The following is a 21,515-nucleotide window of genomic DNA, read 5'->3' on the forward strand; positions in this document are numbered from 1 at the left end:
CCGGTGATCATCACCGGGGGCGCTGTCGTTCAGATGCCCGGACCGTATCCGGTGCAGTCCGGCGCGAAGCCGGGATCGTTGGGCCCCAGCAGGTTCAGGATGTACTGCATGGTCGGGCCGTCCTTGTACATGCCGATGTGCCCGACCGGGTCGCCGGGACACCGGTCCTGCAGCAGGATGTTCGTGACGTCGCCGCCGCTCAGGAACGCGTTGGTGTACGGGGTGATCACCGCGTCGTTGCGGGTCTGGATGACCGCGTAGCGCACGCCCGGCACGGTGTCGCCGTCGGCGTACAGCTCGGTGACCACCGGCGAGGCGATGGACTGCTGGGCGAACGCGGGGGTCTGCAGCACCCCGAACATCCCCGCGAGCGGATCGGTCAGGCCGAGTGCGCCCGCGAGCTCGGCCAGCCCGAAGGTGGTGGTGCCGTGGTTGCTCGGCGCCATCGCGACCAGCGTGTGCACCTTCGCCGCGCCGCCGAGGCGCTTGATGTAGTAGTTGGGCAGCACGCCGCCGCCCTGGGAATGTCCCACCACGTCCACCTTTTCGGCTCCGGTGCGTTCGAGCACCCGGTCCACGAAGTCGGACATGGTGCGGGCCGAGGCGGGAATGTCGCCGAGCCCCTTGAAGATTCCGAGCGAGGCCGGGGTCTCGCCGTAGTCGAAGGCGAACACGCAGTAGCCCGCGGCGGTCAGCAGCGGGGCGAGCGTGACCCAGTTGGCGGCCGACGAACTGCCGGTGCCGTGGGCCAGGACGACCGGGCGGGGATGGGCGGTGGACGGCGTGCAGGACCAGTCGTTCACGGCCGCGGGCGCCGGTTCGGCGAAGGCGGGGGCGGCGGCGGTGAGCAGGGCGAGCGCGGCGGTGACGGCGAGCCGTCCGGCCATGGTGCGGCGAATCATGTTCTCTCACAGGTGATATCGGCCGGATACCGGACGAGCGGGTACCCGGGTGATGACCGCGCCGCGGGCCCTGCGGCGTGGTCCGGGTCACGCCACTGAGACGAAGCCCTGATCGCGCATGATCGCCAGGCCGTAGCGCTCGAGAATCCACAGGTAGCGCAGCCGGCCCTCGTCGTTGCGCACCACGCCGCCGTAGTCCCGCTCCCAGCGGCTCCGGGCTCGATCCAGCGCGCCGCGCGCCAGCCACCACAGCGCCTCACCCATCAGCTTCTCCCGATTGCCGACCCGCCGGAACAGGGTCGACCGGGAGATCCCGAACCGGGCCGCGATCTCACCGGTGTCGAGTCGCACCCGCGCCTGGATCAATCCGGCGGCATATTGCACGATCTCATCGGCGTAAGCAGGCACCACCGCACCCTACGACGTTGTTACCCTGGGTTATTCCTCTCCCGGGGGCAACGATGATCGACAGCTTCTTCTCCAGCCTCATCGAGCCGATATCCACCCATGTCGTACCGCAGCTGAAAAAGATCCCGAAACGCGTCTGGATCGTCATCGGATGCGTCGCGGCTTCGGCGCTGCTGCTGTTCGCCGGATTCATTGGCGGGCAACGGTATATGACGAGTAAGACGAAACCGGCCGCCTCGGTGGCGATCGGCGGGCTCGACCTGGCCCAGCACTGCATCTCCTACGGGTTCACCGGCGTCAACGGCACCCAGTGCATGGCCGAGATCCAGCTCGACCAGGCGTGCAACTGGCAGTACAAGCGCACCGACATGCAGTTGCGCTTCTCGCGCGACGATCCCTACAGCGGTGTCTGCTACCGGCCGGACGACGTGGCCGTCAGCGGCATCAAGGACATGCCCGGCTACTGCCGAGTGACCTTCCCAACCAGCGACAACGTCCAGTCCGCGGTCGTGACCCTCGCGGGTGACACCAAGACCTGGGTGTGCCAGTCCGAGATCAACACCCAGATCGCGTGCATCTGGCAGTACCAGTCCCCCAACGTCCAAGCCCGCAAGGTCGAGGAGAACTGGGTCTGCTACCGCTAGCGGCCGCGCAGCTCCCGCCGGCGCACCTCCGCCACCAGATACGCCCGCATCTCACACAGTCCGCCCTGGCAGCCGAGCGGATGGTCGCCCAGCCACGCCTGCAGGTCCCGGTCGGAGAACACCGCGTAGCGGGATGGGGTGCCGTGATAAATGGCCGGACGCGACGCGGGTGCGATATACGGACGGGTCATGATCGACTCCTTCGTGCGGTACGCGGAATCGCCGAATCATCCTTCGAAACTGTACTGCTTCAAACTATTCAAAACCGAAGAGTACGAATGCATTACGGCGAACCCATTACCGAGTTCTTCTGATTGGACCACGAAATAGTTACCGCACCTGGCCGTTTCGCGAGGTTTACACGTTTTTGACCGGTCCCGAGTCGCCAGATTGCGTCGAATCGAAGCCGTGCGCGACCGGGGCCCGCGGATCCGGGCGATCGAGCGGGCCTTGCCTCGGACATTTGCGACAGTTATCGTAATTTTGTCGCACAGCCGAGAGGGGTCAACGATGACCGCACACCCGTACGCCGTTCCGGACGCCGCCGCGGAGGAGCCCGCCCTGGGCTTGGACACGCTGCTGTGGCGCTACCTGGGCGATCAGCGCATCTTCCTGGTCGCCGCGCCCTTCGGGCTCATGGAGTTGATGCATCCCGCCGTCGCCGCGGGCGTCACCGACCACTCCGACTTCTTCGGCGATCCGTGGGACCGGGTGCTGCGATCGATTCCGGAGATCATCGGCACCGTCTACGACCCGGCCGACGCGGGCACCGGCGCCCGGGTGCGCGACTACCACCGCGACATCCGCGGTACGGACGTGCACGGGAAGCGTTATCACGCACTGCATCCGGAGACCTATTTCTGGACGCACGCGACCATGGTTCAGGCCGTCATCGCCGTGGCCGACGTGTTCGATCGGGGATTGAGCGACGCCGAACGCGAACAGATGTACCAGCAGACCAAGACCTGGTACCGCCGTTACGGCCTCAGCGATCGCCCGCTGCCCGAGGACTACGCGGCCTTCGCGCAGTACTTCGAGGACATCAGCGCCAACGTGCTCGAGAACACCGCCGAAGCGCGCTGGCTGCTCGACCGGGTGCGGTTCACCAGTTCGCTGCGGTTGCCGTATCTGCCGCCGCCCGTGGAACGGCTGCTCCGGCCGCTGATCATGAACGAGTTCCGGGTGCTCATCGCGGGACTGCTGCCCGAATCATCCCGGCGGACATTGGGATTGCGCTACAACGCCGCCGATCGACTGCACTTCCGCGCGCTGACGACCGCGCTGCGCACCGCGTGGCCGCTGCTGCCCGAAACGGTGCGCTACCACCCGCGCGCCCTCGCGGGTATGCGCCATGCGCGGGCGGTGAGGCAGAGTTAGCCCATGCGCAGCACCCCGCAGCAGCCCGCACCCTTCGCACTCGCCCCGCCGGCGGGCGAGTCCGAGACGGACCCGCAGGTGCTGCGGATCATCGACGCGGCGCTGGCGGAATTCCGTGAGCACGGCATCGACCGCGTGCGCATGGAACACATCGCCCGCCGCGCCGGCCTGCATCGCGCCACCGTCTACCGGGCCTTCCCCAGCAAGGACAGCGTGGTGACCACCGCGCTCACGACCTGGCTCGGCCGGGTGCTGAGCGAGGTGTCGGCCGCGGTCGCCCAGCACACCGACGTGCGCGACCGCGCCGCCGAGGGTTTCGCGATCGCGCTGCGGACCCTGCGCGCGGATCCGCTCACCAACCGGGTCCTGCTCGCCGACGAAGGCGGCCGCCCCTTCGTCATCACCTACGGCGCGACGCTCCTGGCGACCGCCCGCGCCTACTTCGCCGACCAGCTCCGCCAGGCCGAGGACATCGAAGGCATCGACCCCGAGGCCGCCGCCGAGGTGGCGGCCCGCCTCTCCCTGACCCTGCTCCTGATCCCCGACAGCGTCTTCCCCCTCGACACCGACGACCAGGCCCGAACCTTCGCCCGCACCCACCTCCTCCCCGCCGCCCAGGCCTGACCCCCGCGCTACGAGCTCGGCCCCCGCGCCTCGCCGCCCACCTCGGCTCCGAGCCGCCGATGCGGCTGACCGGTAACCGCCGCGATGCACTCGAAGTCGCGGTCGCGGTGCAACAGCGTCAGCCCCCGGAGTTCGGCGGTCGCCGCGACAACGAGATCCACGGGTCCCGCGCCGCGGTGCTGCCCACGCCTGGTGAGTTCGGCCTGCACTTCCCAGGCGCGCTGGAAGGCGCGGTCGTCGACGGGCTCCCAGCAGAACAGGATCCGCAGCTGCTCGACCAGCAGCTCGCGATCGGCCATAGACCGCGCGCTGTAACAGAATTCGAGCTCGGTGATCGGGCAGAACGCGATCAATCCGGCGGCGGCCACCCGCTGCCACACCACGGCATCCGGCTTCTGCAACACCAACGGCACCAGCGCACTCGTGTCTATGAGGAACTGCGCCGCGCTCATCGCCGATAGTTCCGCTTGTCCTCGAATACCTCGGTGTCGATCGCCCCGTCGGCGACCGCCTCCTGTAGCCGCGTCAGCGCCACGGCACGCCGCCGGATCTCCAGAATCTCCCGCAGCGCAGCGTTGACGGTGTCTTTCTTCGTGGTGGTACCCAGCGCCTTGGACACATCGGCAAGTAGTTCGTCATCAAGATCGATCACCGTCCGGGCCATCACACGACCTCCTGATATCTCACGATGCATATTTGATATCCACAAGGATATACGTCGGCGAGCCGTGCACGGTGGCCTATTCGCCCACCGAAGGCTCGTGCGTTGACAGTGTCCCAACCGCCCCTATATTCTCTTCTTTGACGCAGATACTTCTTTCAAGAAGAGAGATCTCTGGCGTCGATGGAGTTGGGGCGGGCCTCGCCCTGAACAGCGAGAGGAGAAGACCGTGGACACCGACGCCATCACCGCGCTCATCCGGCGGAGTCAGGACGCGTGGGAGCGGGGGGACGGCGGCGCCTACGGCGAGTGCTTCACCGCCGACGCCAGCGACGTCACTTTCGCCGGGACCGTGTATCGGGGCGGCGACGAGATCGGGCGGGCTCATCAGGCGTTGTTCGACAGCTTTCTCGAGGGCACACGGCTTACCGTGCGGGTGCTCGAAATCCGGAGGTACGGAAGCGATACCGCCATTGTCGTGACGCGGGGGGAATCGTCGAAGAACGAGCCGAAGAAGCTCGGCAAGCTCGCCACCTACACCGTCGTTCGCGACGGGGAGCGATGGTTGATCGCCGCGGTGCAGAAGACGCAGCGCAAGCCGCTCACGGAGGCGCTGTCGTTCCGGTTCCAGCCCGCCACCCGACCCGCCGCCTGACGATCACGATCACCGCGATATCAACCGCGCGTCCGCGGCGGACGCGGCGTGCGCCGACGATCCACGAGTTCGCTTGCCGCCCGGGCTGTTTCGCTACCGGGTCAAGCGGCGGCGTGCGAACGGCGGCGGTACTGGCCGGGGGCGAGGCCGTACTCGCGTTTGAAGGCCTTGCCGAAGGCGAACTCGGAGGTGTAGCCGGTGCGGGCCGCGACGATGGAGACGGGGAGGTCGGCTTCGCGCAGGAGTTTGGCGGCGGTGGTCAGGCGCCAGTGCGTCAGGTAGGACAGGGGCGGTTCGCCGACCATCGTGGCGAAGCGTTTGGCGAAGGCGGCGCGGGACAAACCCGCGTGGTCGGCCAGGGATTGGACAGTCCAGGGAGCGGCGGGGTCCTCGTGCATCGCGGCGAGGGCGGGGGCGATCATCGGATCGCGCAGAGCCGCCGCCCAGCCGACGTTCACGTCTGCGGGCTGGTCTTCTATCCAGGCGCGCAGGATGTAGAGCAGCAGCGAGTCGATGAGGGCCGGGACGATGCCGTGCGAGCCGACGCGCGGATCGTCGAGTTCGGCGCCGAGCAGCTGGATCGCGGCCGTCAGGCCGGGGTGGTGGCCATGCCGGGCCGGCAGGTGAATGAACTCCGGGAGCTGGCGCAGCAGCGGATGCCTGCGGGCGCCGTCCAGGTGGTAGTTGCCGCACAGCAGGCTGGTCAGCGGCCCGTCGCCGCCGAGGGTGACCGCGCCGATCGGGGGGCGGTGCGCGGAGTACTGATCGGGGCGCGGGACCGCCGCGGGGGTGTCCGGATGATCCGCCAGGATGTGGCCCGCGCCGTCGCGCAGGAAGATCACATCGCCCGCGCTCAGGGCGATGGCCTGAGCGGTCTCGGCGTTCGGGATGATCCAGCAGGCGCCCTGGAGCACCACGTGGAAACCCGCGCCCAGCACCGGCGGGAGCAGCATCCCCCACGGGGCCCGGCCCTCGGTGCGCACCGAGGACGGCACGCCGGTCCGCATCGACGCCAAAGCCTCCGTGAGGACATCCATTTCGCCGCTCTCCTCGATTCGCACCGCCGGGGCCCGGATCAGTTCCGGTCGCCCACGGTGAGCACCACCTTGCCGACAGTCTGCCCCGATCCCACCGCCTCGTGCGCGCGGGCCACCTGCTCCAGGGGGAACACCGCGGAGACGTGCGGGCGCAGTTGCCCGGCGTCGATCAGCTCGGCGAGGGCTTCGAGGGCGGCGTAGTCCGGTTCGACCGAGACGCCCGCGAATCGGCGGCCCGCGGCCGCTACCTGGGCCGCTCGCTCGGGCGAGACGTGCTCCATGATGCTCACCAGCACACCGCCGGGCTTCAGCACCGTGAGCGCGCGCTCGCCGTCGGCGTTGGAATCGAACACCACGTCCAGGTCCCGCAGCACCTCGGTGTAATCCGTTGTGCGGTAGTCGATCACCTCGTCCGCGCCGAGCGAGCGCACGAAGTCGTGCTTGGGTTCGCTCGCCAGCGCGATGACGTACGCCCCGCGCGCCTTGGCGATCTGCACCGCGAAATGCCCGACCCCGCCGGCCGCGCGATGCACCAGAACCCGGTCACCGGAACCGATTCCGGCCCGGTCGACCAGGCCCTGCCACGCGGTCAGCGCCGCCAGCGGCACCGCCGCGGCCTCAACGTGGGTGAGCGATGCGGGCTTGCGCGCCACCTGCCGCGACGGTGTGGCCACGTATTCCGCGTAACCGGTTGCGGCCCGAGGGAAGAACGGCATGCCGAACACCTCGTCGCCGACCCGATACCGCGCGCCGGGCCCGACGGCCGCCACCACCCCGGAGTAGTCCCAGCCGACGCTGAACGGCGGCTGCCCCAGCAGCGGGAAGTATCCCGCCCGCACGGCCACATCCACCGGATTCACCGAGCCGGCGTACACCCGCACGAGCACCTCGCCGGAGAGCAGTTCCGGCTCGGCGACCTCGACCACCTCCAGCACCTCGGGCCCGCCGAATTCCTTCTGCACAACCGCACGCATGACAACCTCCCGGATAACCTTGCCGATCTGATCTCGTCAACGTTATGCAGCCGATCGAAGACTTTGAATGCCTCCGGATCTTCTGTTTTTGTCCATGAGTCCACCGACGGAGATCTGCGAACGACCTCGCGGGGCCGGGTCGCGAAACGCCGCTCACGCTCGCGCGGACAGCCCCGGGAGGCGGCCTACGATGCGGCATGGTGAAAGCGCTCTGGTACGGATTGGGCACGGCCCTACCGCTTTTGATCGGAGCCGCGATCGGGCTGCGCTGGACCCTGCCCCGCCCGCTGCTCGCCTCGCTGCTGGCGTTCGGGTCCGGCACCATGATCGCCGCGGTCTCGGCCGAACTGTTCGAGCCCGCGTTCCAGCGCGACGGACTCGTCGTGGCCGGGGTCGCGCTGCTGAGCGGCGCGGGGGTCTACGTCCTGGCCGACCACTGGATCGACCGCCGCCTGGGCGCGGCCGCCATCGGCTGGGCGCTGCTGCTGGGCACGATCCTGGACGGCATCCCCGAAAACATAGCGCTGGGAACATCGTTGAACGACGGCGGCGGCCTGGTGCTGCTGGTCGCGGTGGCCGTCGGCAACACCCCCGAGGCGATCAGCGGCGCCGCCCTGATGCGCGAGCAACACGACTTTCGCCCCCGCCGCGCCTTCGCGCTGTGGTTCGCCACCGCAGTGGTCCTGGTGGCGGTCACCGTCCTGGGAAACGCCCTGTCGGACAACCTCTCCGGTACGGGAGTCAGCGCCGTGCAAGCCTTCGCCGGCGGCGCGACCATAGCCGTCCTGGCCACGTCCCTGATGCCCGAGGCGTACCGCGAAGGCGGCTGGTGGGTGGGCATGGCGACCGCCGCCGGCTTCCTCGTCGCCTACCTGGTGGGCGGCTGACCCGGCAACGCCCCGCCTACCACTCGCGGGTGGCGATCAGCTCCTCCGAGTCCGCGTCGTGAAACCCGTAGGCGTTGGCCAGGATCCAGAACTCTTCACCGATCCACTCCCGGGCCACGGTGTCGAATTCGCTACCCCCGGCGCAGAACTCGCCCTCGAGGTCGTTGAATTCCTCGGTGGCGGCGTGCGTGAGCACATACAGGGCCCCCAGATCCCCGGGCTGCTCGGCCTCGATCCGCTCGCACAACCGAACCAGGATCGCCTTTCCCAGCTCCACCAGATGGTCCGGGTAATACTCGTCCTCGTACATGAGCTGCAGGAATTCGTGTGTGCGCAACTGCGCGTTGGTGATCGGCACTACCGCCCCGTTCTCGATCCTCGGCTCGACGATCCCGGAGTATTCCGGATCGCACCGACACCTACCGGGCGGAAGACGTTGGGCCGCGACCGAATTCCGGTCGCGGCCCAACTTCGGTTGCAGCCTGGATCAGGCGTAGGTCAGGACCACGTCGGCCAGGACCGGGGCGTCGTCGCGTTCGACCACGGTCGCGGTGATCAGCAGCTCGTTGCCCTGCTGCCAGATCCGGGTGCGCAGGGTCTCGCCGGGGTAGAGGACGCCGGCGAAGCGGGTGCGGAAGGCGCGGACCCGGGTCGCGTCGGAGGCCAGGACCGCGTCGGTCGCGGCCTTGCAGACGATGCCGTAGGTGCCGAGGCCGTGCATGATCGGGTTCGGGAACCCGGCGTTGCGGGCGAACTCGGGATCCGAGTGCAGGGGGTTGCGGTCGCCGCACATGCGGTAGAGCAGGGCCTGCTGCGGCAGGGTGGGGGTCAGCACCTCGAAGTCGGGGGCGCGATCGGGGAGCTCGGTCTTGGCGCTGGGGCCGCGGTCGCCGCCGAAGCCGCCTTCGCCCTTGGCGAAGATGGACGAGCGCGCCGTCCAGAGGAGCTCACCGTCGGAGCTGGTGGCGGTGTGCTCCTGCCAGATCACCGCGGCCGAGCCCTTGTCGAAGATCTCGCTGATGCGGCGCTCGAACACCGCCTTGCCGGACGCCGGAATCGGGTTGTGCACCACGATCTCCTGGCTGCCGTGCACGACCTTGGCCAGGTCGATGTCGATGCCGGGGAACTGCACCTTCGGCGGCTCGGTCTCGTGGAAGAACGGCGCGACGGTCGCGAAGGTCGGCAGCACCTGCGGGGCCCGATCGTCCAGGTAGCGCAGCTCGGCCGGATCGGTCCAGCGCGCACCCGCACCCAGCGCCAGGTGGTAGATCTGCACGTCGTTCGGCGTCCAGCTGAAGTCGACGGACGGAAGCACCGCGCCGAGAGCGATATTCGGATCGATGGGCATGACATTCTCCTGGTGAGTTCGATGGGTGCGCGCGCCCGCGCGCGACCCCGCTACGTGCTGCCGTCAGCGCGAACGAGCCCGGCGCGACCCACTGGGATCCGATCCTGCGACGCGGCTCGCTCGCCCGCAAGCGACGCGCCCGCTCGGCGGGACACCGGCACGCGGCCGGGCTACCGGGCCGGGCCACGCGACTCAGCGAATAGCACCGTGCCGGAAGCGTTTACATTCGTTTGTCCCGTCCGCACCGGCGCCGGAGAGCAACCGGCGCCGGTGGGGCGGGTGGGTTGGGCGCGGATTCGACGTGACCCGGACGCGCGCCCAACCCGATCCTGAACCGGGTTGGGACGGTTCAGGAGGCTTTCTCGGCGACCGGCGCGGCACCGTTCTTCGCCTTGGCGGCGATGTCGAGCGCCGCCAAGTAGCCGAAGGTGATCGCGGGGCCGATGGTCGCGCCGGGACCGGCGTAGGTGTGGCCCATGACCGGCGAGGAGTTGTTGCCCGCCGCGTACAGCCCCTCGATGACCGACCCGTCCGCCCGCAGCACGCGCGCGTCGTTGTCGGTGACCAGACCGCCCTTGGTGCCGAGGTCGCCGGGCACCATCTTGACCGCGTAGAACGGCCCGACCTCGAGCTTGTTCAGGCACGGGTTCGGCTTGATGGTCGGATCGCCGTAGTACCGGTCGTAGGCGCTGTCGCCGCGCTGGTAGTCCAGGTCCTTGCCGGTCTCGGCGAACCCGTTGAAGCGCTCGATGGTCGCGGCCAGGCTATCGGCCGGCACACCGATCTTCTCGGCCAGCTCGGCCACGGTCGGGGCCACCACGATCAGGTCGTTTTCCATCCAGCGGGACGGAATCCGCTGGCCAGGCTGCAAACCGGCGAAGATGTAGCGACTCCGGTAGCGATTGTCGAACACGAGCCAGCACGGCACGTTCTCGCCCGGACCCTCACCCTGCCCGTATTCGCCGCCGTACATGGTGTGCACGGCCTCGACGTAAGGAGCGGACTCATTACCGAATCGCGCGCCGTCGTCGTTGACCATGATGCTGCCCGGCAGATTGCGCTCGGCCAGGGCGAACCAGGGCTTGCCCTGACCCTTGAACGTGGTCGGACCCCACCAGGCGTCCTCCATGAAATCGGTGTCCGCGCCGACCGCGATGCCGGCCTCGATGCCGTCGCCCTCGTTGGCCTTGGCGCCGGTGGTCCACTCGGTGGTGATGGGCTCGCGCTGGTACTTGTGCCGCATTTCCGCGTTGTGCTCGAACCCGCCCGCGGCCAGCACCACGCCGTACTTGGCGTTGAACCGCACGGTCTCGCCGTTCTGGGTGGCCTCGACGCCGGTGATCACGCCGTTGTCCACGATCAGCCCGGTGAGCGGGGTGTCCAGCAGCACCGGCACATTCGCGTCCATGAGGCCCTTGCGCATGCCGGAGATGATGGCCTGCCCCATGCCGACCAGCGCCTTGCCGGTGACCTTGCCCCACGCCCAGCGGGTGCCGACCCGCAGCACACGGGCGATGCCGACGGGATGGCGGCGAATCAGGTTGAGCTTCTTGAAGTCGGCCTGCATGACGACCACGTTCAGCGGCGCCTTGCTGTAGGGCGGCTCCAGCTTGAAGCGCTCGTCCCCGAGGATCTTGGTGTTGAAGGGCTTGGGTTCACACGAACGGCCGTCCGCCTTGCCGCCCGGAGCCTCCGGGTAGTAGTCGGAATAGCCCGGCACCCAGGTCATCTTCAGCGGCGAGTTGTCCAGCACGAAGTCGAACGCCTCGGCGCCGCGATCGAGGTAGGTGTCGATCTTCTCCTTGGGCACCACGTCGCCGATGATGCTGTACAGGTAGGTGCGCGCCTCGTCGAGGTCGTCGCCCTTGCCCGCGGCCTTGAGCACCTTGTTGCCGGGAATCCAGACGCCACCGCCCGAACGCGCCGTAGAACCGCCGTAGTGAGCGGCCTTTTCGATGAGCACCACGCGCAGACCGCGGTGTGCGGCGGTGAGGGCGGCGGTCATACCGGCGGCACCGCTGCCGACCACCACCACGTCGTAATCCCGATCAGTCATGTAGAACACGTTATAGAATCAATCCTGGTTTGGTCTATGTTGGTCTGGCAGATGGGACTGAATAGGCGATGTTGTTCACAAAAACTCGTTTCAGTTTCTAGGCTCTCAACTGCATGGCCCGCAGCCTGGCCACCTGATGGAAGGAACACAGCGTGCTGACCGACGCGCTTCGGATTCAACTGGCGGAAGAACTCGCCGTCGCGGAACGGGACCGCATCGCGCTCGACCCCCTGGTCGCGCGGCATCCCGAGATCGACGTCGTCGACGCCTACGAGATCCAGCTGATCAACATGCGCCGCCGATTCGCGGGCGGCGCCAAGGTCGTCGGCCACAAGGTGGGCCTGTCCTCCAAGGCCATGCAACAGATGATGGGCGTCGACGAGCCCGACTACGGGCATCTGCTCGAGGAGATGGAAGTCTTCGAGGACGTCGCCATCGACACCGCCAAGTACCTGTTCCCGCGCGTCGAGGTCGAGGTCGGCTTCATCCTGGGCGCGGATCTGCCGGGCGAGGACTGCACCGAGGAAGACGTGCTGAAGGCCACCGTCGCCTACGCGCCCTCCATCGAGCTGATCGACACCCGCATCAAGGACTGGAAGATCGGCCTCTGCGACACCATCGCCGACAATGCCTCCTCCGCCGGCTTCGTGCTCGGCAAGCAGCGCGTGGCCCCGGATCAGTTGGACATCAAGGCGATCGACGCCGTGCTGACCCGCAACGGCGAGGTCATCGCCGAGGGCCGCTCGGACGCCGTGCTGGGTGATCCGACCATCGCCGTGGCCTGGCTGGCCCGCAAGGTCGCCTCCTTCGGCGTGCGGCTCAAGGCCGGCGACATCATCCTGCCCGGGTCCTGCACCCGCGCCATCGACGCCCGCCCGGGTGACGAGTTCATCGCCGAGTTCACCGGGCTCGGCAACGTCCACCTGTCTTTCAGCTGAGCTCACCGAAGTAGGAGAAAGCCGTGACCGCAAGCAAAGTCACCGCCGCGATCGTCGGGTCCGGCAACATCAGCACCGATCTGCTCTACAAGCTGCTGCGTTCGGACAAGATCGAACCGCGCTGGATGGTCGGCATCGACCCGGAGTCCGAGGGCCTCAAGCGCGCCCGCGGCCTGGGCCTCGAGACCTCCCCCGAGGGCGCGGACTGGCTGCTGGCCCTGGACGAGAAGCCCGATCTGCTGTTCGAGGCCACCTCCGCCTACGTGCACCGCGCCTACGCGCCGAAGTACGAGGCCGCGGGCATCCGCGCGGTCGACCTCACCCCCGCCGCCGTCGGCCCCGCCGTCATTCCGCCGGTGAACCTGGATTCGCTGCGGGACGCCATGAACGTCAACATGATCACCTGCGGTGGCCAGGCGACCATTCCGATGGTCAACGCGGTCTCCCGGGTCGTCCCGGTGTCCTACGCGGAGATCGTGGCCTCGGTGTCCTCGGTCTCGGCCGGCCCCGGCACCCGCGCGAACATCGACGAGTTCACCAAGACCACCTCCAACGGCGTGGTGAGCATCGGCGGCGCCGAGCGCGGCAAGGCCATCATCATCCTGAATCCGGCCGAACCGCCGATGATCATGCGCGACACCATCTTCTGCGCGATTCCGGAGGACGCCGATCGCGACGCGATCTCCGAGTCGATCTTCCGCATGGAGAAGTCCATCCAGGAATACGTGCCCGGCTACCGCCTGCTGAACGACCCGCAGTTCGACGAGCCGTCGCTGGTTTCCGGTGGCCTGGCGAAGGTTTCGATCTTCGTCGAGGTCGAGGGCGCGGGCGACTTCCTGCCGCCGTACGCGGGCAACCTCGACATCATGACGGCCGCGGCCACCAAGGTCGGCGACGTGCTGGCCGATCAGATCCTCTCGGCTCGGGTGTAAGGGAGAAATGCGACCATGAGCAATGTGCTGAAGCCCTACTCGGGCGAAATCGACGTGCGCGTCACCGACACCTCGCTGCGGGACGGCTCGCATCACAAGCGCCACCAGTTCACCGTCACCGAGGTCCGGGACATCGTGGGCGCGCTCGACGCGTCCGGCGTGCCGGTCATCGAGGTGACCCACGGCGACGGCCTCGCCGGATCCTCGTTCAACTACGGGTTCTCCAAGACCCCTGAGCAGGAACTGATCAAGGCCGCCGCCGAGACCGCCAAGCAGGCCAAGATCGCCTTCCTGATGCTGCCCGGCGTGGGCGTCAAGGAGGACATCAAGATCTCGCAGGACAACGGCGCGTCCATCTGCCGCATCGCCACCCACTGCACCGAAGCCGATGTGTCCATTCAGCACTTCGGCTACGCGCGGGATCTGGGCCTCGAGACCGTCGGCTTCCTGATGATGGCGCACAGCACCACCCCGGAGCTGCTGGCCAAGCAGGCGCGCATCATGGCCGACGCCGGCTGCCAGTGCGTGTACGTCGTCGACTCGGCGGGCGCCCTTGTGCTGGAGCAGGTTTCGGACCGCGTCTCCGCGCTGGTCGCCGAACTCGGCGATGACGCGCAGGTCGGCTTCCACGGCCACGAGAACCTCGGCCTGGCCGTGGCCAACTCGGTGTACGCGGTGCGCGCCGGCGCGACCCAGATCGACGGCTCCGCACGGCGTTTCGGCGCGGGCGCGGGCAACCTGCCGGTCGAGGCGTTCATCGGCGTGTGCGACAAGCTCGGCGTCAAGACCGGCGTGGACTTCTTCGCCGTCACCGATGCCGCCGAGGACGTCGTCCGCCCGGCCATGCCGTCCGAGTGCCTGCTCGACCGACAGGCGCTGATGATGGGCTACGCGGGCGTGTACTCCAGCTTCCTGCGACACGCCGAGCGCCAGGCCGAGCGTTACGGCGTCTCCGCCGCGGAGATGCTGGTGCGCGCGGGCAAGCGCAAGCTGGTCGGCGGGCAAGAGGATCAGCTCATCGACATCGCCCTGGAACTCCAGCGTGAGCGGGCGGCGGTCACCGCCTGATCCGCTGGCAGGAACGCACTGGGCCGCAATCGATTCCGGTTGCGGCCCAGTGCGTTTTCAGTATCGCCGGCACCGGCCGCGGCCGTGACGATGCGCATCGTCCGCTATCGGGAGAATCTTCGCAAACTTTCGGCGTACTTCGCGCCGGAACCGGTCGGTAAGTTGCTGTTATAGGCCCAAATTCGGCAGTTTTTGACCGATGTGGTACTGGCCCAATGCACCCCCTCGGTCGTATGGTGAATATCTAGCGAACTACGCGGTATCCGCTGTACCGGGTGGAACGCCATAACCGATAGGCCGAAGTAACCGCTTACCCGATCTACATCCGATAGACGAGAAGGTGAACCAATGGCCGGCTGGCAGGTGTTCACAGCCACCCTGGCAATGCTCACGATCATGGCCGTCACGTACGTGAGCCTGCATCATCCACATCGCGATCCGGACAGACTCTCGGTGGAACGGATTCGTCAGCGAATCAGCAACGAGGACACCGGATCCACCGATCTGCTCCTGAGACGCTCCGACTGGTCCCACGGCGCCCCCGACAATCCGCTCGGGCTGTACGAGGCGCACCGGACCATGCAGCAGCACCGCCGCTGCACCGTCGCGGAGTGCCCGCGCAAGGCAGCCGCCTTCCGCCTCCTGATCGACGCGGGCCGCATCAAGCCGACCCGTATGCCACCGGCGCTGCAGTAGCACCGGATCCGGCTACCCCGTACCCACCGCGTCGACCGGCCGCCGATCCTGGGACAGGCCGCGAACGATCAAGGCGTACAGCAGAATCACCGCGATCGGCGCGGCGATCGGAATCCACGCCAGCCCGGTGGGCAGCAATGTCGCGGCGCCCGCCGCCACGGTGAACACGAGTGCTCCGGCCACCGAGGGGATGGTGGTCGGAACCACTCCCACCGGGGCGGAGACCGTCGCGGTGTTCAGCAGATACGTGGTGGCCACCAAACCGATCGCGCCCGCGATCAGGGCGCCGGTATCGGTGAAGGTGAGCACGGCCAGGGCGACCAGGACCGCGCCGACCGCGCACACCCGCCACCGCCATCCGGCCACGACCAGGACCAGGGCGGGCACCACCGCCCAGGGCTCGACCAGAGCCACGGCCAGGGTCAGCAGCAGCCCCGAGAGCACCGCGAGGAATCTGGTCATCGGCGCACCCGCACGGTGCGACGGTGTTCGGGGATCAGGCGCATGACCTGATCGAGCCGCGCATCACCGGGCCAGGGCACGATATCCACGCCCACGGTGCCCATGTCGCGGTACATGGAGGTGCGCTCGAGCTGCCACATGCGCGCGAGCGTGGAGTCCAGATCGGCGTGGAAGGGCGGGCCCCGCAGGACGTCCACCACCACGACGACGTGCCCGCGCTTGCGCAGATCGATGAGCCCCAGGGCGAATTGGGTGTCCAGCAGCGTCGAGAACGCCACCACCACCGCGCCGATGGGCACGGCCCCGTGCGGGGCCAGCGTGCCCGAGGTCGGAATGTGCTCGTCGCCGACGTCCAGCACCGTGTCCACGATGCGATAGAACTGGCGGCGGCCGATGTCGGGGCGCAGCCAGCGCGGCGAACGGCCCAGGCACACCACCGCGGTGCGGTCGCCCGACTGCAGCGCCGACTGCGCGACCTGTGCCGCGCCGCGCACGGACAGCTCCAGCGACTCCGAGGCCGGGCCGGGCGCCTGCATCGAGGTGTCCACCAGCACAACCACATCCGCGGCGCGGTTGGTGAAGCGCTCGGTCACGAAGAGCCGGCCGCGGCGCGCGCTCACCGCCCAGTTCACGGTGCGCATCTGGTCGCCGGGCGCGTACACGCGCACGTCGCCGAATTCCACGCCGGGACCGTGCCGGCGAGTCAGGTGCGTACCGATGCGCTCGGGAAGTTCGGTGCGCGGCAACCTCATCGGCTGCGGATCGGTGATCGGGTACACGTACACCTCACCGGCGGGCAGCCGCACCGAGGCGACCGAGAGCCCGGCCGGGCTCAGCGCGGTCACCCGCACCGGCACCGGGTAGCGGCCCCACCGCACGGCCGAGAGCGCCAGCCGCAGTCCGGCGGGGGCGGCCCCGGAGTCGAACGCCTCCTCGACCCGCATCTCCATGGCGGGCACCGGTTCCGAATGCACCCGCAGCAGCGCGTGCCCGGACTCCACGAACGCGGACGCGGTGAGCACCACCTCCTCGGTCTCGAAGCAGCGCACCACCCCGCCGCCGTCGACCTGGATCCGGGTGCGGCTCTGCTGCAGCGGCGCGGTGGCCAGCACCCCGAGCATGGGCGCGGCGAACACCACCAACTGCCACTGCCCGAAGATCACCGCCAGGATCAGCGCCGGGGCCGACACCGCGGCCAGCATGAACACCAACGGCGCGGGCCGCCACTGGAGTTCGGCCTCGATGGCGGTGGACAGATCACGATGTCTCACGGGCGCACCCCGCGATCACGGCCCGGTCCGGCGCCCGGCCGCGAGCACGCCGTCAGCGCGCGGGCGGCGCTCATGTCGCGACGAATCATGCGCGCCTCACGCCGGGGTGCTGGCGCGCGGCACCGGAAGCCGGCGCAGCAGTTCGGCGATCACGTCCTCACCGCGAATGCGGCGCACCCACATCTCCGGGCGCAGCGTGATGCGATGCGCCATGGCCGGAATGGCCAGCGCCTTCACATCTTCGGGCACCACGAAGTCGCGGCCGTTGAGCAGGGCGCGGGCACGGGCCATCTGCACCAGGTCCAGTTCGGCGCGCGGGCTCGCGCCCACCTCCACCTGCGGGTGGCCGCGGGTGGCGTGCGCGAGGGCGACCACGTAGCCGACGACGTCGGGGTGCACGGTCACGTATTCCACCGACTGGCGCATCTCCATCAGCCCCTCGGCATCGACCACCTGGCCGACCTGCCCGGGCTGGGAACCGCGCTCGAGGCGGCGCCGGATCATCTGCATCTCGTCGCTCTCCGACAGATATCCCAGCCGCAGCTGCATGGCGAACCGGTCCAGCTGCGCCTCCGGCAGCGGGTAGGTGCCCTCGTACTCGATGGGATTGTCGGTGGCCATGACCACGAAAGGCTGTGGCAGCTGGAAGGTCTCGCCGTCGATCGAGACCTGGCCCTCGCCCATGGCCTCGAGCAGCGCCGCCTGGGTCTTGGGCGGGGTGCGGTTGATCTCGTCCGCGAGCAGCATGTTGGTGAAGACCGGGCCGCGCCGGAAGGTGAACCGGCCCGAATGCATGTCGTAGATCGTGGAACCGATGAGGTCCGCGGGCAGCAGATCCGGCGTGAACTGCACCCGGGTGAAGTTCAGCCCGAGCGCCGTCGCGAACGAGCGCGCGATCAGCGTCTTACCCAGGCCGGGCAGATCCTCGATGAGGATGTGACCGCCGGAGAGCACCGCGATCATGATGAGCTGCAGCTCATCCCGTTTGCCGACCACCACCCGGGACATTTCGCGCAGCACCGCGTCGGTGCGCTTGATGGTCACGTCCATCGGTGAACTCATATCAGTACTCGCATCTCAAACCCTGTTTCACATGTTCTGGAGGCGGCGCAGGATCTCGTCCAGCGCCGGACGGCCCGGCGCCGGACTGGTTTGATCGCGCAGCGCCGAATTGGCCGGATCCACCCAGCGCCACAGTTCGGGACCGAACTGCAGCAGTCCGGCGGCCTCGGTGGCGCGCCGGTTCTTCGCCATGCGGTGGCCGCTGGTGAGTTCGAACTCCTTCGCCAGCAGGGGCCGCAGGTGGCGATCCCAATCCGCGCGCGAGCCCTCGGAGCGGTCGGCGAGCATGGTGGCGCGCGCTTCCCAGCGCCGCAGCATCTCCGCCGGGCCGTTGTCGATCTCGTTGTCCTCGAGGCTCGGTCCCTGCCTGCGGGACCGCTCGAGCAACGTCCACACCAGCAGGCCCAGTGCCCCGGCGACCGGTATCCCGGCCAAGGGCAGCAGCGTATCCCGCTCGCCGCTGTAGGCCGCGAACTCCAGGGCCGCGACCACTATCAGCGCACCGACGACTATGCCGATCCGGTTCATCCCCCACACCCCGATTCCTGCTCGATACACAGTGCGACAACGTTTTTCATGCCGCCTGCCCCTGCAGGTCCGCCAATACGATACGGAGCAGTTGCTCGGCCCGCATCCGCTGCCACTCCAGCATGGAGTGCGGACTGAAGCGAGCTTCCTCGAACAGCGACACCAGCTCGCGCGCCGAGGCGTCGCGCAGGAAGCCGCGATCGAAGGCGCGCGCCAGCACTTCGGACGGGGTGTCCGAGGCGAGCGGCGCGACCTCGCGCGCCTGAGCCAGACCGCGTTCCATGGCCACGTAGCAGGCGATGATCGCGGTGCGCGGATCCTGCCCCGGCGCGATCATGGCCGCCAGGCCCATTTCCGCGACCTTGGCCAGCGAGACCGCCTCGGCGGGCGTCGGCGGTTCGGGCGCACCGGCTTTCGCGGGCGGGCGGCGGGTGGAGCTCACCGCGACCACCACCAGGCCGGTCATGGCGACCAGGACCAGCAGGGCCGCGCCGAGACCGACCAGGATCAGGGCGGTTCCGCTCAGCGGCGGGTTCTCGATCACGTCCGGCGGCGGGGGCAGCGGTTCCACCGGACCGGTGGTCTCGGTGCTCGATACGCCGGGCGTATCGGTCGTGGCGTCCCGGCCCGGGCCGACCAGGTACACCGACACCACCGCGGTGCACAGCAGCGCCAGTGCGGTCACGCCGATGAGCACCAGCAGGCCGAGGCGGCCCAGTTTGCGCGGGCCGCGCACGGGGGTGACGTCGGGCTCGGGCATGGACAGCGGCAGGCGATGCTGGGAATTGATCACTCCCGCCGCCAGGATCACCACCGAGACCAGCAGCAGCACCGGCATGAGCGCCACCGCGACGGCCGACGGGGTGTGCGGCGCGGCGGGACCGCCCGCGCCGGGAATGTGGCCGCGCAGGGCGACCACGGCCAGCACCAGCAGCGCGATCAGTCCGATCGCGCGAGATGCCAGCGTCCCCACCCCAGTCACATGTGCCCCTAACCAGAGTCCTGCAAATCAGGCACATAGTTACATGCCGGTAGGTCCGTCAGGGGGGAAATGGATAACACCGGTTACATATATGGATTACGCATATATCCCGGGGCCGAAGCAGCACTAACTGGCACGGGTTCTCCTGTGAACGCGCACAATTAGCCACGCGCGAGCGAGCGTTCGGCGACCACTGGACGCACCGCCGCGAGCCCCCGGCCCGACCGTGCGCGGGCCCGCCGCCGGGGCTGCGCGTGCACGCGCCGACTGCTCGCGACGACCGCGCCGGCGAACCACGCGCGAACACCGTGAACGCCAACGGGTCACACCGATGCGGGGATTGTCGCCCGGCGCCGACAAGGGCAGCCGGCCGACCAATGCTGCGCGGCGGCCACGTACACGCCCGTGTACGACCGAATCCGGTGGACCGCCCGCCGCGGCGCCGGCACGGGTTCGGACAGCGAACTCCGTGCCGGCCCTGGGCGAGGTGCGAAAGCGGGCTCGGCCCCTGCCGAGCACCGGACGAGGTTCAGGCCGTGCGGCGGACTCGGGCGCGCAGGCGGGTGAGGGCCGAATCCGTGGGCGCGCCGGGGACTTCGGGCTGGGCGCGGCGCATCCGGGCGCGGGCCGCGGTGTAGTCCCGGACCGGGATGGACGCGGGGGCGGTGGTCGAGGCGTCGGATTCGACGAGGCGGCCCAGGGCGCGGAAGTCCCAGCCCGCGGCCAGCCACGGTGTGGGATCCAGGGTGTTGCGGGCGTCGATCAGGATCCCGCCGCGCACCACCGAGCGCAGGAAAACCGGGTCCAGGTCCCGGAATTCGTTCCATTCGGTGAGGTGCAGGACCACATCCGCCTCGTGCAGGGCGGCGGCCGCGGTCGCGGCGTAGACCAGCTGCGGGGCCACCGCGCGGGCGGGCGTCGTCGCGGCCGGATCGAAGACCGTGACCTCGAGGCCCGCGGCCTGCAGGCGCACCGCGACGTCCAGGGCCGGCGAATCGCGCACGTCGTCCGAGAGCGGCTTGAAGGCGACGCCGAGAATGCCCACCCGGCCGCGGGGGCGACGGCCGTTGCCGCGCAACAGCTCCAGGGTCATGTCCACCACGCGTTCGCGGCGGCGCGCGTTGATGGCGTCGATATCGCGCAGGAAGTCCACCGATTCGCTCGCCCCCAGCTCACCCGCGCGGGCGATGAGCGCGCGCACGTCCTTGGGCAGGCAGCCGCCGCCGTAGCCCAGTCCGGCGCCGAGGAACTTGCGGCCGATGCGGTCGTCGTGACCGAGCGCGTCGGCCAGCTGGGTCACGTCCGCGCCGGTCAGCTCGCACAGCTCGGCCATGGCGTTGATGAACGAGATCTTCGTGGCCAGAAAGGCATTCGCGGCGACCTTGATCAACTCCGAGGTCGGCAGATTGGTGATCACGACCGGAGCGCCGCCCGCGATCGGGGTGGCGTAGACCTGGCGCAGCGCCCATTCGGCATCGGGCGTGGTGACCCCGAAGACCAGGCGGTTCGGGTGCAGGGTGTCGTGCACCGCGTGGCCCTCGCGCAGGAACTCCGGATTCCAGGCCAGATCCACCGAGATGCCCTCGGGGGCCAGCTCGGCGATGCGCGCGGCCAGCGCCTCGGCGGTGCCGACCGGCACCGTGGACTTGCCCACGATCAGGCAGTTGCGGGTCAGATGCGGGACCAGGCCGTCCAGCGCCGAATAGAGCTGGGACAGATCGGCGGCGCCGTGCGGGCCGGGCGGGGTTCCGACGCACAGGAAGTGGATATCGGCGAAGCGCGCGGCCTCGGGCAGCGAGGTGCCGAAGCGGAGTTTGCCAGCCGACACGTGCCCGGACAGCAACTCCGGCAGGCCCGGCTCGTGGAAGGGCACCAGCCCGGCCGCCAAGGCCGTGGCCTTGGCCGGATTGTTGTCCACGCCGAGCACGTCGAAACCGAGTTCGGCCATGCCCGCGGCATGGGTGGCACCCAGATAGCCGGTGCCGATGACGGAAATGCGCAGC

The 21,515-nt window shown here is 68.9% G+C and carries 25 protein-coding genes; 9 read left to right on the forward strand and 16 right to left on the reverse strand.

Going from position 1 to position 21,515, the window contains the following annotated elements:
• Positions 1-29 precede the first annotated feature (29 nt).
• Both ABZ319_RS29215 and ABZ319_RS29220 read right to left on the reverse strand, forming a co-directional pair.
• Complete coding sequence (locus ABZ319_RS29215; RefSeq protein ID WP_354989715.1) at positions 30-902, reverse strand: alpha/beta fold hydrolase; 873 nt, start codon at positions 900-902, stop codon at positions 30-32.
• A gap of 87 nt (positions 903-989) precedes the next feature.
• Positions 990-1,310 carry a hypothetical protein gene (locus ABZ319_RS29220; protein WP_354989716.1) on the reverse strand — a complete coding sequence of 107 codons (321 nt, stop codon included), beginning with the start codon at positions 1,308-1,310 and terminating at the stop codon, positions 990-992.
• A 53-nt stretch (positions 1,311-1,363) separates the two neighbouring features.
• Between ABZ319_RS29220 and ABZ319_RS29225 the strand changes: the two genes are divergently transcribed.
• Complete coding sequence (locus tag ABZ319_RS29225) at positions 1,364-1,954, forward strand: hypothetical protein (RefSeq protein ID WP_354989717.1); 591 nt, start codon at positions 1,364-1,366, stop codon at positions 1,952-1,954.
• Here ABZ319_RS29225 and ABZ319_RS29230 read toward each other — a convergent pair.
• Positions 1,951-2,145, reverse strand: a complete 195-nt coding sequence (locus tag ABZ319_RS29230; RefSeq protein WP_354989718.1) for a hypothetical protein — start codon at positions 2,143-2,145, stop codon at positions 1,951-1,953. The genes ABZ319_RS29225 and ABZ319_RS29230 overlap by 4 nt on opposite strands.
• 319 nt (positions 2,146-2,464) lie before the next feature.
• Between ABZ319_RS29230 and ABZ319_RS29235 the strand changes: the two genes are divergently transcribed.
• Both ABZ319_RS29235 and ABZ319_RS29240 read left to right on the forward strand, forming a co-directional pair.
• Positions 2,465-3,331 (forward strand): oxygenase MpaB family protein, encoded by an 867-nt coding sequence (locus ABZ319_RS29235; RefSeq protein ID WP_354989719.1) that lies wholly within the window; start codon positions 2,465-2,467, stop codon positions 3,329-3,331.
• 3 nt (positions 3,332-3,334) lie between these two features.
• Positions 3,335-3,955 (forward strand): TetR/AcrR family transcriptional regulator, encoded by a 621-nt coding sequence (locus ABZ319_RS29240; RefSeq protein ID WP_354989720.1) that lies wholly within the window; start codon positions 3,335-3,337, stop codon positions 3,953-3,955.
• Between the two features lie 8 nt (positions 3,956-3,963).
• Here ABZ319_RS29240 and ABZ319_RS29245 read toward each other — a convergent pair whose 3' ends face one another.
• Positions 3,964-4,407 (reverse strand): PIN domain nuclease, encoded by a 444-nt coding sequence (locus ABZ319_RS29245; RefSeq protein ID WP_354989721.1) that lies wholly within the window; start codon positions 4,405-4,407, stop codon positions 3,964-3,966.
• Complete coding sequence (locus ABZ319_RS29250; protein WP_354989722.1) at positions 4,404-4,619, reverse strand: type II toxin-antitoxin system VapB family antitoxin; 216 nt, start codon at positions 4,617-4,619, stop codon at positions 4,404-4,406. Before ABZ319_RS29250 ends, ABZ319_RS29245 begins: the two co-directional genes overlap by 4 nt.
• Before the next feature lie 226 nt (positions 4,620-4,845).
• Here ABZ319_RS29250 and ABZ319_RS29255 point away from each other — a divergent pair, with 226 nt between their 5' ends.
• Positions 4,846-5,271 (forward strand): SgcJ/EcaC family oxidoreductase, encoded by a 426-nt coding sequence (locus ABZ319_RS29255; RefSeq protein WP_354989723.1) that lies wholly within the window; start codon positions 4,846-4,848, stop codon positions 5,269-5,271.
• A gap of 101 nt (positions 5,272-5,372) precedes the next feature.
• Here the strand turns inward: ABZ319_RS29255 and ABZ319_RS29260 are convergent, their stop codons facing one another.
• Together ABZ319_RS29260 and ABZ319_RS29265 are read right to left on the reverse strand one after the other, a co-directional pair.
• Entirely contained in the window at positions 5,373-6,308 is a 936-nt protein-coding gene (locus ABZ319_RS29260; RefSeq protein ID WP_354989724.1) for an AraC family transcriptional regulator, read from the reverse strand.
• A gap of 38 nt (positions 6,309-6,346) precedes the next feature.
• Positions 6,347-7,282, reverse strand: a complete 936-nt coding sequence (locus ABZ319_RS29265; RefSeq protein WP_354989725.1) for an NADP-dependent oxidoreductase — start codon at positions 7,280-7,282, stop codon at positions 6,347-6,349.
• Positions 7,283-7,479: 197 nt separating this feature from the next.
• On the opposite strand from ABZ319_RS29265, the gene ABZ319_RS29270 reads away from it, so the two are divergent.
• Complete coding sequence (locus ABZ319_RS29270; RefSeq protein WP_354989726.1) at positions 7,480-8,169, forward strand: ZIP family metal transporter; 690 nt, start codon at positions 7,480-7,482, stop codon at positions 8,167-8,169.
• Between the two features lie 16 nt (positions 8,170-8,185).
• Here the strand turns inward: ABZ319_RS29270 and ABZ319_RS29275 are convergent, their stop codons facing one another.
• The 3 genes from ABZ319_RS29275 to kstD all read right to left on the reverse strand — a co-directional run bounded on the left by ABZ319_RS29275 (position 8,186) and on the right by kstD (position 11,582).
• Positions 8,186-8,527 (reverse strand): DUF5713 family protein, encoded by a 342-nt coding sequence (locus tag ABZ319_RS29275; RefSeq protein ID WP_354989727.1) that lies wholly within the window; start codon positions 8,525-8,527, stop codon positions 8,186-8,188.
• Between the two features lie 129 nt (positions 8,528-8,656).
• Positions 8,657-9,517: a MaoC/PaaZ C-terminal domain-containing protein gene (locus tag ABZ319_RS29280; RefSeq protein ID WP_354989728.1), complete on the reverse strand. Its 861-nt coding sequence runs from the start codon at positions 9,515-9,517 to the stop codon at positions 8,657-8,659.
• A 349-nt stretch (positions 9,518-9,866) separates the two neighbouring features.
• Positions 9,867-11,582, reverse strand: coding sequence for a 3-oxosteroid 1-dehydrogenase (kstD, locus tag ABZ319_RS29285; RefSeq protein ID WP_354989729.1), 1,716 nt, complete (start codon positions 11,580-11,582; stop codon positions 9,867-9,869).
• A gap of 143 nt (positions 11,583-11,725) precedes the next feature.
• On the opposite strand from kstD, the gene ABZ319_RS29290 reads away from it, so the two are divergent.
• The 4 genes from ABZ319_RS29290 (at position 11,726) to ABZ319_RS29305 (ending at position 15,207) form a co-directional block, all read left to right on the forward strand.
• Complete coding sequence (locus tag ABZ319_RS29290) at positions 11,726-12,511, forward strand: 2-keto-4-pentenoate hydratase (RefSeq protein WP_354989730.1); 786 nt, start codon at positions 11,726-11,728, stop codon at positions 12,509-12,511.
• 23 nt (positions 12,512-12,534) lie between these two features.
• Positions 12,535-13,443, forward strand: a complete 909-nt coding sequence (locus ABZ319_RS29295) for an acetaldehyde dehydrogenase (acetylating) (protein WP_354989731.1) — start codon at positions 12,535-12,537, stop codon at positions 13,441-13,443.
• Between the two features lie 15 nt (positions 13,444-13,458).
• Positions 13,459-14,511: a 4-hydroxy-2-oxovalerate aldolase gene (dmpG, locus tag ABZ319_RS29300; protein ID WP_354989732.1), complete on the forward strand. Its 1,053-nt coding sequence runs from the start codon at positions 13,459-13,461 to the stop codon at positions 14,509-14,511.
• Positions 14,512-14,859: 348 nt separating this feature from the next.
• On the forward strand, positions 14,860-15,207 hold the full coding sequence (locus tag ABZ319_RS29305; RefSeq protein ID WP_354989733.1) for a hypothetical protein: 348 nt from the start codon (positions 14,860-14,862) through the stop codon (positions 15,205-15,207).
• 12 nt (positions 15,208-15,219) lie between these two features.
• On the opposite strand, the gene ABZ319_RS29310 is transcribed toward ABZ319_RS29305, so the two are convergent.
• From ABZ319_RS29310 to ABZ319_RS29335, 6 genes are all read right to left on the reverse strand, one after another.
• Complete coding sequence (locus ABZ319_RS29310) at positions 15,220-15,669, reverse strand: hypothetical protein (RefSeq protein ID WP_354989734.1); 450 nt, start codon at positions 15,667-15,669, stop codon at positions 15,220-15,222.
• The gene (locus ABZ319_RS29315; protein WP_354989735.1) at positions 15,666-16,940 is read right to left on the reverse strand and encodes a DUF58 domain-containing protein; all 1,275 of its coding nucleotides are present in this window, start codon (positions 16,938-16,940) and stop codon (positions 15,666-15,668) included. The genes ABZ319_RS29310 and ABZ319_RS29315 overlap by 4 nt, the downstream gene beginning before the upstream one ends.
• Before the next feature lie 96 nt (positions 16,941-17,036).
• Complete coding sequence (locus tag ABZ319_RS29320) at positions 17,037-18,002, reverse strand: MoxR family ATPase (protein ID WP_354989736.1); 966 nt, start codon at positions 18,000-18,002, stop codon at positions 17,037-17,039.
• A gap of 27 nt (positions 18,003-18,029) precedes the next feature.
• The gene (locus ABZ319_RS29325) at positions 18,030-18,530 is read right to left on the reverse strand and encodes a hypothetical protein (protein WP_354989737.1); all 501 of its coding nucleotides are present in this window, start codon (positions 18,528-18,530) and stop codon (positions 18,030-18,032) included.
• 46 nt (positions 18,531-18,576) lie between these two features.
• Positions 18,577-19,512, reverse strand: a complete 936-nt coding sequence (locus ABZ319_RS29330) for a DUF4129 domain-containing protein (RefSeq protein WP_354989738.1) — start codon at positions 19,510-19,512, stop codon at positions 18,577-18,579.
• 529 nt (positions 19,513-20,041) lie between these two features.
• The gene (locus ABZ319_RS29335; protein ID WP_354989755.1) at positions 20,042-21,514 is read right to left on the reverse strand and encodes a UDP-glucose/GDP-mannose dehydrogenase family protein; all 1,473 of its coding nucleotides are present in this window, start codon (positions 21,512-21,514) and stop codon (positions 20,042-20,044) included.
• Position 21,515 lies beyond the last annotated feature (1 nt).

This window comes from Nocardia sp. NPDC005978 (assembly GCF_040614455.1).
In the GTDB taxonomy this organism is placed as follows: domain Bacteria; phylum Actinomycetota; class Actinomycetes; order Mycobacteriales; family Mycobacteriaceae; genus Nocardia.

Bases quoted from the DNA above. Each gene is read 5' to 3' on its own strand.
- ABZ319_RS29260 (WP_354989724.1), bottom strand. From the start codon at position 6,308: ATGGATGTCCTCACGGAGGCTTTGGCGTCGATGCGGACCGGCGTGCCG.
- ABZ319_RS29250 (WP_354989722.1), bottom strand. From the start codon at position 4,619: ATGGCCCGGACGGTGATCGATCTTGATGACGAACTACTTGCCGATGTG.
- ABZ319_RS29280 (WP_354989728.1), bottom strand. From the start codon at position 9,517: ATGCCCATCGATCCGAATATCGCTCTCGGCGCGGTGCTTCCGTCCGTC.
- ABZ319_RS29230 (WP_354989718.1), bottom strand. From the start codon at position 2,145: ATGACCCGTCCGTATATCGCACCCGCGTCGCGTCCGGCCATTTATCAC.
- ABZ319_RS29245 (WP_354989721.1), bottom strand. From the start codon at position 4,407: ATGAGCGCGGCGCAGTTCCTCATAGACACGAGTGCGCTGGTGCCGTTG.
- ABZ319_RS29235 (WP_354989719.1), top strand. From the start codon at position 2,465: ATGACCGCACACCCGTACGCCGTTCCGGACGCCGCCGCGGAGGAGCCC.
- ABZ319_RS29270 (WP_354989726.1), top strand. From the start codon at position 7,480: ATGGTGAAAGCGCTCTGGTACGGATTGGGCACGGCCCTACCGCTTTTG.
- ABZ319_RS29305 (WP_354989733.1), top strand. From the start codon at position 14,860: ATGGCCGGCTGGCAGGTGTTCACAGCCACCCTGGCAATGCTCACGATC.
- ABZ319_RS29320 (WP_354989736.1), bottom strand. From the start codon at position 18,002: ATGAGTTCACCGATGGACGTGACCATCAAGCGCACCGACGCGGTGCTG.
- ABZ319_RS29265 (WP_354989725.1), bottom strand. From the start codon at position 7,282: ATGCGTGCGGTTGTGCAGAAGGAATTCGGCGGGCCCGAGGTGCTGGAG.
- ABZ319_RS29225 (WP_354989717.1), top strand. From the start codon at position 1,364: ATGATCGACAGCTTCTTCTCCAGCCTCATCGAGCCGATATCCACCCAT.
- ABZ319_RS29325 (WP_354989737.1), bottom strand. From the start codon at position 18,530: ATGAACCGGATCGGCATAGTCGTCGGTGCGCTGATAGTGGTCGCGGCC.
- ABZ319_RS29215 (WP_354989715.1), bottom strand. From the start codon at position 902: ATGATTCGCCGCACCATGGCCGGACGGCTCGCCGTCACCGCCGCGCTC.
- ABZ319_RS29310 (WP_354989734.1), bottom strand. From the start codon at position 15,669: ATGACCAGATTCCTCGCGGTGCTCTCGGGGCTGCTGCTGACCCTGGCC.
- ABZ319_RS29240 (WP_354989720.1), top strand. From the start codon at position 3,335: ATGCGCAGCACCCCGCAGCAGCCCGCACCCTTCGCACTCGCCCCGCCG.
- dmpG (WP_354989732.1), top strand. From the start codon at position 13,459: ATGAGCAATGTGCTGAAGCCCTACTCGGGCGAAATCGACGTGCGCGTC.